Source organism: Methylophilus aquaticus, from assembly GCF_030769565.1.
GTDB lineage: Bacteria > Pseudomonadota > Gammaproteobacteria > Burkholderiales > Methylophilaceae > Methylophilus > Methylophilus aquaticus.
Genome location: NZ_JAVCAP010000031.1, coordinates 1 through 12,548, shown reverse-complemented (window position 1 = coordinate 12,548; position 12,548 = coordinate 1). Strand labels below are relative to the sequence as shown.

Below are 12,548 nucleotides of genomic sequence, written 5' to 3'. Positions count from 1 at the left end.
GATTCAAAGTAAAAAATGTCTCCATACAACACCGTCAGCCTTGCCAGGATTGATCACAATCCGGCAATTGCCAATGCGCATCGTATTGCACACCAGTAAAGTATAAGCCATCCGGCATAAAGGTGGGGGGCGACAGCGTGCGATTCTGTTGCTGCAACAAGTCAGCAAAGCCCTCCACGCTCAGCTTTTCCTGTCCGACATACACCAAGGCGCCGACCATGTTGCGGATTTGATGCTGCAAAAAAGCATTTGCCTTAAAGCTGAATATAAAAAAGAGCCCCTGCTGACTTACATCGGCAGTGACCATGGTGCGCACCGGTGTTTTTGCCTGGCACTCACTGGCACGAAAAGCACTGAAATCATGCTCGCCAAGCAAGCAGGCAGCGGCTTGCTGCATGAAAGGGAGTAACAGTGGCCGATGATACCAGCCTACCCTGCCATGCTGCGTCGCTGGCGCCACTGCATGGTTATATAGCACATACTGGTAACTGCGGGCACGCGCACTGAACCTTGCATGAAAATCATCCGCAACCGGATGCGCCCAGCGCACACGCACCCAGGGAGGCAAATGCGCATTTGTGCCACGCACCCAGGCTTGGAGCGGCCGAGCGGCCGTTGTTTCAAAGTGAGCCACTTGCATCAAGGCATGCACACCAGCGTCGGTGCGGCCCGCCGCATGCAAACGCACCTGTGTACCGGCAATTTGCGCAAGTGCGGCTTCCAGGTGATCTTGTACGCCCTGGCGATTGGGCTGGCTTTGCCAACCCTGAAACCAGCCACCATGATATTCCACGCCAATCGCTATCTTCATCAGACCAACAGGAGCACGCATATGAAAAAAAGTTGCATGATCAATAAGGCTTGCTCTGCTTTGCCCAATGGCCTGAGCGCCATAGTCACGAAAGGTAATTGTGCTTGCGAGGCGACCAACGTTGCGGGTTGCTCAAAGCACTGGCGCCATAAACGCGGATCCAGTGTGATCGTAGTGGTTTGGGCCTGTAATACCAGACAGGTGCGTACCACACCAGATTCCAGCCATTTTCGGGGAAATCGCCAGGCAGTCAACCATTGATACAATCCGCTCATCAACTCAGCCGCACTATATTTTGCCAAAATAAAAGCAACAAGAGACAGCATTGCTAATAAATGTAATGCCTGATGCGCACCGCCAGACAAGCCTTCATAGGTCAGCGCACCCAATATAGCGGCATCATGAAAGACATACTCACCAGGCGTTAATGTGCTGTAGATCAGCAGTAAAGAAATCCATATCCAACGCAGACGACGGGTAAGTTGTGCAAACGTATTGGATGCCTGCATACCAAACCAGCCAATGACCACCAGGCAAATAATGGCAGCCCACTGCGCCGGAAGCCGGGATAGCAGCATCGCCAACTGCGGAATCAAGGTCAAGGGAACAAGTACATGCATAGAGGCAGTATGATACAAGAAAAAGGCCGGGATTCCCGGCCTTGTATGAAAGCATGGTGCTGATTATGCAAGTTGTGTCAGCAATTCACTGGCACGTTTGCGCTGTTTCTCGCCCCCCTCTTGTAGCACTTCCTCAATCAACTCTTTGGCTCCAATCACATCTTCCATATCAATATATGCTTTTATCAAATCAAGCTTGGTATCGACTTCTTCAGATTCAGCCTCAACAACAGCTGTTTCGGCAAACGTTGCGACTGGCGCAACGTCCAGAGAGATTTCAGGGAAGGATTCAATCTCATTGAGACCAGCAGCGGATGCTTCCTCCAGCTGCAGTTCCGCAGCTTCTAGACTAATTTCCTCAAATGTCATTCCATTGCTTGCAGACGAGTCCTGGCTAGGTGACTCGGAAGATTTAGGGGCTGTTCCCAACTCAAATGACAAGTCTGGCAAGGATTCAAATACAGCATCAGCTGGAGACAAATTGTTTTCGCCAACAACATTTAAAGCATCATTTTTTTCCTGACCATCGACTACATCAAAGTCCAAAGTAGGCAAATCCAATGACTTAGGCGTCAACTCGTTCTCAGGATTACTTGAGGACTCAGTATTTAACTCTAAAGTTTCCAAGCCTCCGGCCAAACCATCCCCCCAAACCTCTGGTTGCGTACTCGCTTTTGCACCTTCATTAGGGCTATCTGGCTGTAAGGATGATTCTATTGAACCAATTGCCTCTTCCTGTAAGGAAACGATATCAGACATTGTATTACTGGTATTGACCACTGAAGTCTCGGTGACAATAGTCTCCAAAGGCTTTTCTGCTTGTGGCAAACTGCCACTCCCCATCAGTGGAAGTTCAGCGTCAACCATTTCTGAGGTGACTGTTGCAAGATCATCGTCCTTTAATGCACCCTCTGCAGCACCTTGCAGAGTTGTTTCTTCGGCCAAGACAAAAGGAGTCGCTGTTATGCTGTCCACCACCTCATTCGCTGACGATGCAAACTCAAGTGATGGGGCCTCAAAATTAAGATGATACCCCTCTTCTTTTGTAGCCACATCCGCGTTGTCTGCCAGAATTTCATCACCGTTCACTGATGTCGCCTGAGCTGTGGCACGATAAAGCGGATTATTAGGATCCAGCTGTTGACCCATAGCTACAACTTTCGTCCAAGCGAGGTCATTCGGTCCAGCTTTTGCATACATATCGCTGGCCAATGTTTCAAATGCAGCCATATTGCCAGCGCCATGATAAATCTCAAGCAACTTAAGCTTGAGCTCCTGACGGTTAGGGTCTTTTTGAATCGCGTCTCTCAGAATTTCTTCTGCCTGGGCATCGCGACCATAAGCCATATACACCTCGGCTTCGGCAATCGGATCCACATCATGCGCATCAATCATACCTCCCACCGCACTTTGTGAAAAGTCAGTCAGGAAAGAGGTGTCACCGGAAGCCATCTGGGTATTGCCAAACACCGTATTATTCTGAAATTCCGTTGCCGGAGAGGTCACAATCGCCTCTTCAAAGGTATGCATCTGTTTTTTGCGACGCACACGCATGATCAACCATGCACACCCAAGCAGTGGCAAAGCCACCAATGCAAACGGCAATGCCGGATTCATCTGCTTGAGGCGCTGAATCAAGGATAAAATAAATGACGGCTGCTCTACTGGCTGTTCTGGAGTTGCTTCTGCAGCCTCGGGGATTGATTTAGTGGCATCGATAACAGCAGGTTGCTCGGGCAAGACCTTTTGCGGCGCTGAAGCGGGTGCTTCAGCCTGTGGCATAGCCTCAGCTGGCGCTGCAGATTTTTGCACCTGCGCGGCATCTTGCTGTATTTTGGCCATGGCATCGCTCTTCATCGCCAGCAATTTTTTCATGTCTGCGATTTGTTTTTCCAGATCAGCGGTGCGTGACTTTTCTTCTTTAATAGCATGATCTTTGGCAGTCAAATCCTCCTGCATAGCATTGACCTTGTCCTGCATGGCCTTTTGCGCTGACTTGTCAGCTTGTGCAGAAGACTTCTCATCACCTGCTGAAAGTTTAAGTATATCTTTGGCCGCAGTCTTGGGTGGCAAAGGCTTGGCTTGCGCAGATCCAATTTTCCCGGAGGATTGCTGGCTATTCGTTGCCGAATTGGTTTCAGGTGATTGCTGCACCACTTTTGCCAGACTATTTTTATAACTCAACCAATCCGCAGTCTGTGCAGCGACCAAGCCCTTGGCCTGTTGCTGACTCATGTGCTCCAACGTTGCTTGATCTGGCATGCGCAGAATCTTGCCAACTTTCAAACGATTCATATTTTTGCCAGCAAAGGCCTGTGGATTAGCCTGATACAGACCAGCCAGCATTTGCTCTACACTTACATTGTCAGGACGCATCTGCCGTGCAATCGCGTACAAAGTATCCCCCTGCTCGGTTTCATGATCCGCGATTGTACTTTCAGTCCCTTTTGCAAGTTCAGCGCTTGCAGCAGCAGTTTTTTTCTCGGCTTGCGATAGAACAGGTTCGGAGGCTTTGCGATCATTTGCCTGTTTTGCAGATGATTCTGTCTGATTACTCGTTGGCACCACTGTGTTATTTGCAGGTGCGGTGGGTAATGCAAGCGGTTCAGACACATAATTAGATTGCAATCCAGGAGGATCGAGCAACAAGGTGTATTCTTTTACCAATCGTCCAGTGGGCCAATCCACTTGAATCAGCATATCCAGAAATGCTTCTGTAATTGGTTGAGAGCTGGATAGTTTGAGAACTGGCAAGCCTTTATTGCTATTAGCCACCTCAATTTTGATATAGGGGTAAGAAGCAGGCTTTTCGAGTAGCTGATCTTGATACACTTGCTCGCTGGCTAATGCCGCCTGAATACTGTTCAGCTCATTGGGTGTCACTGCCAGCAGTTCAATTTCAGCTACAAGCGGCTCGCCCAGCTTCGAACTGGATGTCATTGTCCCCAAGCCGGCGGCATGCGCTGTCAAGGCTGCGCTCAAACTTAAGGTAAAGGCTATTTTTTTTAATTGGAATGCGGTCACCGATTCACCCTTATCAATACATGGCGATTGCCAACATAGCATCAAACAGTAAGCCACGCAAGCGCATGTAATCGTGCTTTACGCTGCTTTTCGACTCGCTGTTTAAGCCACTATTTCTTATTTAACAACAAGTTGCATAGAACAAAAGCCCGAAAAGACCTTGATTTATATGATAAATCAAGACTTTACGGGCTTGTTGTTAAGCTATAACTTTAAGCTTGGACCAAAATACGCAACATTCGGCGCAATGGCTCTGCAGCGCCCCATAACAACTGGTCACCCACAGTAAATGCCGACAGGTATTCTCCGCCCATGGCCAGTTTACGCAAACGGCCTACCGGGGTATTGAGCGTGCCGGTAATCGCTGCTGGGGTCAATTCGCGCATACTGATTTCGCGCGCGTTGGGAATGACTTTTGCCCAGGGGTTGGCCTCAGCCAGCATCTGCTCGATTTCATCCAACGGCACATCCTTACGCAGCTTTAAAGTCAGCGCCTGGGAATGGCAACGCATGGCGCCGATTCGCACGCATAGGCCATCGATGATAATGGGGTTCGTTTCGCGCCCCAGAATCTTGTTGGTTTCCACGCCGCCTTTCCACTCTTCCTTGCTTTGGCCGTTACCCAGATCTTTATCAATCCAGGGAATCAGGCTACCCGCCAACGGCACACCAAAGTGTGACTGCGGCAATACATCACTGCAGATGGTCTCTGCCACAGTTTTATCGATCTCAAGAATTGCCGAGGCCGGATCAGCCAGCAAATCAGCCACAGAAGCATGGATTACGCCCATTTGCGTGATCAGCTCCCGCATGTTCTGGGCACCTGCACCAGAAGCCGCCTGATACGTCATCGAAGTCGCCCACTCAACCAAGTCAGCTTTAAACAGCCCGTTCAACGCCATCAGCATCAAGGAAACAGTACAATTACCACCAATCCAGTTGTTGCCGCCATGCGCGAGGGCATCCTGAATCACGTGCATATTGACCGGATCAAGGATGACCACCGCATCTTTTTCCATACGCAAGGTCGAGGCAGCATCAATCCAGTGGCCACTCCAGCCACTGTTGCGCAATTGCGGAAATATTTCGCTGGTGTAATCACCGCCCTGGCAGGACACAATCACGTCCATTTGACGCAGTGCCTGAATATCCCTGGCATCTTTGAGTGCCGGCGAATCCTTGCCTACGTTGGGGGCTGCGCCCCCTGTTTGCGAGGTGGTGAAAAATTGTGGCTCGATGTCAGAAAAGTCATTTTCCTGCATCATCCGCTGCATGAGCACGGAACCGACCATGCCGCGCCATCCTACAAACCCAACTCTTAACATGTTGTATCCAGTTCTTTTTTAAAGTGAGAGCGCGGCCACGACAGCATCGCCCATGTCTGAACAGCTGACTTTTTGCGACCCCTCGGTATAAATATCGGCCGTACGATAGCCTTGCGCAAGGGCCTTTTTCACAGCGTTTTCAACGCGCACTGCACTGACCTCGTCATTGAAGGTATAACGCAACATCATGGCGACAGACAAAATAGTCGCCAATGGATTGGCGATGTTTTTACCGGCAATATCAGGCGCTGAACCATGGCTAGGCTCATACATGCCTTTATTATTCGCGTCCAGCGAAGCCGAAGGCAACATGCCGATCGACCCCGTCAGCATGGAGGCCTCATCTGACAGAATGTCACCAAAAATATTGCCTGTCACCATGACGTCAAACTGCTTGGGAGCGCGAATCAGCTGCATGGCAGCATTATCGACGTACATATGGCTGAGTTCGACTTCAGGATAGTCTTTGGCAAGTTCGATCATCACCTGGCGCCATAGTTCGGTGGTTTCCAGCACATTGGCTTTATCGACCGAGCAGACTTTTTTGTTACGCTTCATCGCGATATCAAACGCCACACGTCCAATGCGTCTGATTTCAGACTCACTGTAGCGCATGGTGTTAATGCCTTCACGCTCGCCGTTTTCCAGTGTACTGATACCGCGCGGTTGACCGAAGTAAATATCCCCGGTCAGTTCACGCACAATCATGATATCCAGACCAGACACCACCTCCGGCTTCAGGGTTGAGGCCGCAGCCAGCTCCGGATAAAGCAATGCCGGACGCAGATTGGCAAACAGATTTAGTTCCTTGCGTATGCGCAACAAGCCACGTTCGGGCCGTTTGTCACGCGGCAGGCTATCATATTTCCAGTCACCGACCGCGCCCAGCAATACGGCATCGGCCTCTTTGGCCAGCTGGAGGGTTGCCTCTGGCAATGGATCTCCGGCGGCTTCATAGCCAGCCCCGCCAATCGGCGCCTCTTCCAGCGTCAAATCGAGGTTTAACGCGTGTAAAACTTTTACGGCTTGCGCCACAATTTCAGGCCCGATACCATCACCGGGCAATACTGCTATTTTCATGAAAAACCCTTGTTTAATAAATGTTGTGATCTATGCCAAACGCGCGTGCGGGCTTGCTAATTAAAAAGCCACTAGTTAAAAAGCCAAGGCTGCGTGACTTTATGCTTGGCCTCAAATGCCCTGATGGCATCCACCTGTTGCAACGTCAGCCCGATATCATCCAGCCCGTTCAGCAAACAGTGTTTGCGAAAACTGTCCACCTCAAACGCATAAGACTGCCCCTCAGGCGTGTTCACGGTTTGCTGTTGCAAATCAACCGTTAACTGGTAACCCGGATGTGCATCAACAGCCTTAAATAGTATTTCTACAATATTTTCATTTAAAACAATGGGTAACATACCATTTTTAAAGCAGTTATTGAAGAAAATATCTGCAAAACTGGGCGCAATCACGGTACGAAAACCGAAGTCCTCCAGTGCCCACGGCGCATGCTCACGGCTGGATCCACACCCAAAATTCTCACGTGTCAGCAAAATACTGGCGTCCTGATACCGTGTTTGATTCAGCACAAAGTCAGGGTTGAGCGGACGCTTGCTGTTATCCATGCCGGGCTCGCCATGGTCCAGATAACGCCACTCATCAAACGCATTCGGACCAAAGCCGCTGCGCTTGATCGACTTTAAAAACTGCTTGGGAATAATGGCATCGGTATCCACATTGGCGCGATCCAATGGTGCCACCAAACCCTGGTGTATGGTAAAAGGTTTCATAAAAATTCCAGTTTATTTGGACGACTTCTGGACAGCTTCGCCAGCTTGCTCAATATCCTTGCCCATGCCATTAATGGTATTACAAGCCGAGAGCACCAATGCGAGTGCGATTAAAGTAACGATTTTTTTCATAGCCAAGCTTTTCCTTAAAGTGTTCTAACATCGACAAAATGACCTGTGACCGCAGCTGCAGCCGCCATTTGCGGGCTCACCAGATGCGTACGCCCCCCCTGCCCCTGACGCCCCTCAAAATTACGGTTGGAGGTCGAAGCGCAGCGCTCACCCGGCTCCAGACGATCGGCATTCATTGCAAGGCACATCGAGCATCCTGGCTCTCGCCACTCAAACCCAGCCGCCTTGAAAATCTTGTCCAGCCCCTCTTGCTCGGCTTGCGCCTTGACCAGGCCAGAGCCTGGCACCACCATCGCCAGCTTTACATTGCCAGCTACGCGACGACCCTTGGCGACTGCAGCGGCAGCTCGTAAATCCTCAATACGGGAGTTGGTGCATGAGCCAATAAACACCTTATCAATGGCGATCTGATTAATCGGCGTATTGGCTTGCAGGCCCATATAGTGCAATGCACGTTCCCAATCACTTTTTTGCACATCACTTTTCGCATTGTTTGGATCTGGCACCAGACCATCCACCCCCACCACCATCTCGGGGGAAGTGCCCCAGGTTACTTGTGGCTGAATCTCTGCAGCTTGCAATTCAACGGTCGCATCGAATATCGCGCCTTCGTCACTATGCAGCGTACGCCAGTATGCTACTGCGGCCTCCCATTGCTCGGCTTTAGGTGCAAACGGGCGACCTTTCACGTAATTGATCGTCGTGTCATCCACGGCGACCATTCCGGCACGGGCACCCGCCTCAATCGCCATATTACACAAGGTCATGCGGCCTTCCATGGTGAGGCCACGTATCGCAGAGCCTGCAAACTCAATCGCATAGCCGGTACCGCCTGCGGTGCCAATTTTACCAATAATCGCCAGTGCCACATCCTTGGCAGTCACGCCCAGTCCCAAATCACCTTCGACCTTCACCAGCATGGCTTTGGATTTTTTCTGCACCAGGCACTGCGTCGCCATGACATGCTCGACTTCAGAAGTACCAATGCCATGTGCCAGCGCCCCAAAAGCGCCATGCGTACTGGTGTGCGAATCACCGCAGACCACGGTCATGCCAGGCAGCGTTGCGCCCTGCTCAGGCCCGATTACATGCACGATGCCCTGACGCTCGTCATCCATGGTAAATTCAGTCACGCCAAACTCTTTACAGTTGGCATCCAGCGTCTGCACTTGCAAACGCGAAATCGGGTCCTCAATGCCAGCCACGCCCGCACTGCGGCCAGTGGTGGGTACGTTATGGTCAGGCACCGCCAGGACTGAATGGATACGCCATAACTTGCGACCCGCCAGCTTCAGGCCCTCAAAGGCTTGCGGACTGGTCACTTCATGGACCAGATGACGGTCGATATACAGCAAAGCCGCACCGTTTTCTTCACGCACCACATGACTGTCGAACAGTTTGTCATAAAGCGTTTTTTCCGCCATGACAGCTCCTTTTAAGCAATTGTAATTAAAACAGATTTTTAATAAGCTGAGAGCATACCTAAATTGCAATACCCTTACAAGAATACAAGTTATACTAGTATTAACAGTAACAGGATGCTGATGACATTTTTTGAAGACATCGCGCATCAAGGTGTTCTGTCACAGAATACTTTTCAACACAATTACACATTACTAGCCACACACATACAACATGGACAGCAAACGTAAAGAACTGGGCGAATTTCTACAAGCCATGCGCCAGCGAGGTTCGCCCGAGGCCTTTGGCTTTCCGAATGGCGTGAGACGACGAACGCAAGGCTTGCGCCGTGAGGAAGTCGCGCAACTGGCTGGCATCAGTGCCACCTGGTATACCTGGATTGAGCAAGGGCGTGAGGTCAATGTTTCTACCGATGCGCTGGCCAGGCTGGCCAATGCCCTCAAACTCAGCAAATCCGAACGCAGCTATCTGTTTGACATGACAGACCGCCGCGATCCGCAGGCACACTTGTCTGAAGCGGATACGGCACCAGAAACCCTGGTGGCCATGCTGGAGAGTATTCATATCCCGGCGTATATCATGGGTCGCACCTGGGATATTCTGGCCTGGAATGCTGCAGCAACAGCACTGTTTGGAGACTGGCTGATCAACGCACCTGCTGAGACACGTCCCAACCTGCTACGCTTTGTATTTCAGCAGCCAAATGCAAAACAATTTGTCGTGAACTGGGAAATGCGTGCGAGGCGACTGGTTGCCGAATTCAGGGCAGACTGCCGCACACGACTTGAAGAACCGGAACTCAAGAAAATAGTGGCCGAACTGACAGCAGCCAGTCCGGAATTCGAGATCTACTGGAAACAGCACGACGTCCTGGAGCGCCAAGGCGGCCAGCGCGAGTTTACACATCCTAGCCGAGGCCTTGTGCACTACCAGCAAGTAACTTTACGCCCTGTTGAGCAGGAACAGCTTAAACTGGTGTTGTTACAACCAGTAAACTAGATGCAAAATTAATAATTCACCGATTTATTAAACATTGGCGAACTTTAATTTCTTAAATAACGTAAAAGATAGAGATTGCATTTAAGGTGCATTATGCGACTGTGCGTCGTGTTGTCCGAAAATTTGAAGGGAAAATGTCGTAATGCAAGACCCCTTGCGTGCGCGCTGGTGCCTTTTGGCGCCATCTGACAGTTTCTCAAGAAAATAGCGATAATCTTCATCGGCAATAAATACAGGATCACGGTTATTGCCACGAATAATCACATGCTGCGGATGTCCAGGTAATACAAAGCGAGGAAGGCGGGCCATCGGTAAACAGTCAAGGGTAAAGCATAGAGAATAGCAAACGTAACGCTTAAAATCAATCGAGTCTGACCCCTTTGATTTTTCATAGTTGCTTGCCCATCAAGTTTCATGCTGGTTAAAGTGTGGTAGAAACTTTCACAGCTTCATCAATAGTATCGCAGGGAACTGGCACCTCTTGATTGCTTTTCCACTTCCACACTGTATAACCATCTTTGCTGGGTGTGTCAGTGGCTTTATCCTGTTTCCCTACTGTAATAAAGCGAGTTATTATTCCGAATTAAAACCATTCGCACAGATAACGGGCATGAATTTCAAACCAAGTTTCATTGGCATGTATCAGATCTGGGAATGTTGCATGTTTATATCAAACCCGCCACCCCAAGACTCAACGGCAAAGTTGAACGATCTCATCTGACCGACCAGCGGGAGTTTTACCAAATGCTGGATTACAACGGCGATGTGGACTTAAGACAAAAACTTGGCCAATGGGAGGATTATTACAACTACCTGAGGCCTCATTCTGCACATGCTGGAAAAACACCTTATGAAATGTTAAAACTACGCATGCTGGGGTAACATTGCGATGTCAACCTAAGTCGGATAAAAGACACGTGAACTACTGCATACCTTATTGAGCTTAAATCTTAAGCCGTTATAATTGGGCTAATTAAAAGAGCATATAAAAAAGGCAGGAAGCATGGGGAAGGAAATAGATTTATATCGCAGATGGAAAAAAGCAAAGCAGCAATTAGAAGAAATATTTCAATCTCCAGAACATACTATTGTAGTGCATTACTCATGTGAAAGTTTTTATGATCGCGGAGACAATCCAAACTCACCCAGAGTCACGTCAATAGCATTAAGGAACCTAGATTCCGGACAAACCAAATCCTATTCAATACATATTTTTGCAGAACAACAAGGCTTATTAAAAAGCATTGATAATCACTACGATCAATTAGAGAAAATGATGCTTGAAGCATTCTTCCAAGAAGCTAGAACTAAACAGCATTGTAAATGGTTGCATTGGAATATGAGAGATGCAAATTTTGGTTTTGAAGCCTTAAAGAACAGATTACTTGCATTAGGCGGCTCTCCATATGAAATTGATGAACGGAATCGCTTTGATTTATCAAGAATGCTGATTAGCATTTATGGGGTAGGATATGTAGGCCACCCCAGAATTGAAAAATTAATGGAGTTGAATCACGTAGCTGCAAAAGACTTTTTAACAGGACAACAAGAGGCAGATGCATTTGATGCTAAGCAATTCGTTAGATTGCACCAATCTACACTTCGAAAAGTTGACGTATTCGCTAACATCGCAGGCCGTGCGAATAATAATACGCTAATTACTTTAGGAACTTGGTGGGAAAAAAATGGCCGCTCTGTTAAAGCATGTATCGAGTTTTTGAAAGAACATTGGATTATAAGTTTACTAGGCCTTCTCTTATCGATTACAGGCATTATATTCAAATTTACGAATCTCTTAGGATAAATGCAGAGGGAGAACTAAGAATATGAAAAAGGTAATTATTATCTTCGCTGCTGCTTTACTTTCAGCATGTGCAAAACACTACGTCTATGAATCTTCTCCACAGTTTTATAGGGCAAAGGGACAAGACGATCAGACTAAAATCACAGGTAAGATTGAGCAGTCACGCAAAATCAATTTATTGAATACCATATCAGTGGATAAAATCACAATTTACTTTGACGGCATTGAGCAAATTGTTGGCTATCTCGATGATGAATTAACTGGTGAGCTAGAAGGCAAACCATTTAATGGTAAGAAAACGAGTGCCTCGTGCAGCTCCAAATCATTATCAAATAACCTTGCTGAAATAAGGTGTATCGTATTTATAGATAATGAGCGCGCTGCGACTATTGTTATTTAGATACCGCAATCCACTGGTTTTAAGATTCAACATGAGGAATATTTAGCAACAAGTTAAGAAGAGAGGGTCTAATGCGTACTTACAATAGTTATGTGCTTATTGAGAGGTGGACCCGGAAAACTGGACAGTGTTTTAAGTGATATTCTTGCTTAACCTTGCAGCCGATAGGCGGCAGAAAGCAGAGAAAGAAAGCAATGAAACGTACCCGAAGAACCCACGCA

General features: G+C 48.5%; 12 protein-coding genes and 1 pseudogene. 4 read left to right on the top strand and 9 right to left on the bottom strand.

All coding sequences use genetic code 11. The annotated features are described in order from the left end of the window. Window positions 1-34 precede the first annotated feature (34 nt). The 8 genes from truA to leuC form a co-directional block, all read right to left on the bottom strand. Entirely contained in the window at window positions 35-811 is a 777-nt protein-coding gene (truA, locus tag Q9291_RS12270) for a tRNA pseudouridine(38-40) synthase TruA (protein WP_306390474.1), read from the bottom strand. Continuing rightward, a complete protein-coding gene (locus tag Q9291_RS12265; protein ID WP_306390363.1) occupies window positions 811-1,431 on the bottom strand; it encodes an energy-coupling factor transporter transmembrane component T family protein in 621 nt (206 codons plus the stop codon). The genes truA and Q9291_RS12265 overlap by 1 nt, the downstream gene beginning before the upstream one ends. Before the next feature lie 63 nt (window positions 1,432-1,494). Next, window positions 1,495-4,497: a motility hub landmark protein FimV gene (locus Q9291_RS12260; protein ID WP_502306697.1), complete on the bottom strand. Its 3,003-nt coding sequence runs from the start codon at window positions 4,495-4,497 to the stop codon at window positions 1,495-1,497. 170 nt (window positions 4,498-4,667) lie between these two features. Then, entirely contained in the window at window positions 4,668-5,780 is a 1,113-nt protein-coding gene (gene asd / locus Q9291_RS12255; RefSeq protein ID WP_306390361.1) for an aspartate-semialdehyde dehydrogenase, read from the bottom strand. A gap of 18 nt (window positions 5,781-5,798) precedes the next feature. Beyond that, window positions 5,799-6,860: a 3-isopropylmalate dehydrogenase gene (gene leuB / locus Q9291_RS12250; RefSeq protein ID WP_306390360.1), complete on the bottom strand. Its 1,062-nt coding sequence runs from the start codon at window positions 6,858-6,860 to the stop codon at window positions 5,799-5,801. Window positions 6,861-6,931: 71 nt separating this feature from the next. Further along, on the bottom strand, window positions 6,932-7,570 hold the full coding sequence (gene leuD / locus Q9291_RS12245) for a 3-isopropylmalate dehydratase small subunit (RefSeq protein WP_306390359.1): 639 nt from the start codon (window positions 7,568-7,570) through the stop codon (window positions 6,932-6,934). 12 nt (window positions 7,571-7,582) lie between these two features. Then, window positions 7,583-7,702 (bottom strand): entericidin A/B family lipoprotein, encoded by a 120-nt coding sequence (locus Q9291_RS12240; protein WP_306390358.1) that lies wholly within the window; start codon window positions 7,700-7,702, stop codon window positions 7,583-7,585. 14 nt (window positions 7,703-7,716) lie between these two features. Next, a complete protein-coding gene (gene leuC / locus Q9291_RS12235) occupies window positions 7,717-9,126 on the bottom strand; it encodes a 3-isopropylmalate dehydratase large subunit (protein WP_306390357.1) in 1,410 nt (469 codons plus the stop codon). Window positions 9,127-9,337: 211 nt separating this feature from the next. Between leuC and Q9291_RS12230 the strand changes: the two genes are divergently transcribed. Continuing rightward, window positions 9,338-10,123, top strand: coding sequence for a helix-turn-helix transcriptional regulator (locus Q9291_RS12230; protein WP_306390356.1), 786 nt, complete (start codon window positions 9,338-9,340; stop codon window positions 10,121-10,123). 81 nt (window positions 10,124-10,204) lie between these two features. Here the strand turns inward: Q9291_RS12230 and Q9291_RS12225 are convergent, their stop codons facing one another. Next, window positions 10,205-10,432, bottom strand: coding sequence for a hypothetical protein (locus Q9291_RS12225; protein WP_306390355.1), 228 nt, complete (start codon window positions 10,430-10,432; stop codon window positions 10,205-10,207). Between the two features lie 267 nt (window positions 10,433-10,699). On the opposite strand from Q9291_RS12225, the pseudogene Q9291_RS12220 reads away from it, so the two are divergent. The 3 genes and pseudogenes from Q9291_RS12220 to Q9291_RS12210 form a co-directional block, all read left to right on the top strand. After that, window positions 10,700-11,005: pseudogene (locus Q9291_RS12220) on the top strand (integrase core domain-containing protein); the annotation flags it as partial. A gap of 121 nt (window positions 11,006-11,126) precedes the next feature. Further along, complete coding sequence (locus Q9291_RS12215) at window positions 11,127-11,927, top strand: hypothetical protein (protein ID WP_306390354.1); 801 nt, start codon at window positions 11,127-11,129, stop codon at window positions 11,925-11,927. 22 nt (window positions 11,928-11,949) lie between these two features. Next, window positions 11,950-12,327 carry a hypothetical protein gene (locus Q9291_RS12210; RefSeq protein WP_306390353.1) on the top strand — a complete coding sequence of 126 codons (378 nt, stop codon included), beginning with the start codon at window positions 11,950-11,952 and terminating at the stop codon, window positions 12,325-12,327. The last annotated feature ends 221 nt before the right edge of the window (window positions 12,328-12,548 follow it).

Coding starts and splice junctions, on each gene's coding strand:
- Q9291_RS12260 (WP_502306697.1), bottom strand. CDS start 4,497: ATGCTATGTTGGCAATCGCCATGTATTGATAAGGGTGAATCGGTGACC.
- Q9291_RS12225 (WP_306390355.1), bottom strand. CDS start 10,432: ATGGCCCGCCTTCCTCGCTTTGTATTACCTGGACATCCGCAGCATGTG.
- leuC (WP_306390357.1), bottom strand. CDS start 9,126: ATGGCGGAAAAAACGCTTTATGACAAACTGTTCGACAGTCATGTGGTG.
- Q9291_RS12265 (WP_306390363.1), bottom strand. CDS start 1,431: ATGCATGTACTTGTTCCCTTGACCTTGATTCCGCAGTTGGCGATGCTG.
- leuB (WP_306390360.1), bottom strand. CDS start 6,860: ATGAAAATAGCAGTATTGCCCGGTGATGGTATCGGGCCTGAAATTGTG.
- leuD (WP_306390359.1), bottom strand. CDS start 7,570: ATGAAACCTTTTACCATACACCAGGGTTTGGTGGCACCATTGGATCGC.
- Q9291_RS12240 (WP_306390358.1), bottom strand. CDS start 7,702: ATGAAAAAAATCGTTACTTTAATCGCACTCGCATTGGTGCTCTCGGCT.
- Q9291_RS12230 (WP_306390356.1), top strand. CDS start 9,338: ATGGACAGCAAACGTAAAGAACTGGGCGAATTTCTACAAGCCATGCGC.
- truA (WP_306390474.1), bottom strand. CDS start 811: ATGAAGATAGCGATTGGCGTGGAATATCATGGTGGCTGGTTTCAGGGT.
- Q9291_RS12210 (WP_306390353.1), top strand. CDS start 11,950: ATGAAAAAGGTAATTATTATCTTCGCTGCTGCTTTACTTTCAGCATGT.
- asd (WP_306390361.1), bottom strand. CDS start 5,780: ATGTTAAGAGTTGGGTTTGTAGGATGGCGCGGCATGGTCGGTTCCGTG.
- Q9291_RS12215 (WP_306390354.1), top strand. CDS start 11,127: ATGGGGAAGGAAATAGATTTATATCGCAGATGGAAAAAAGCAAAGCAG.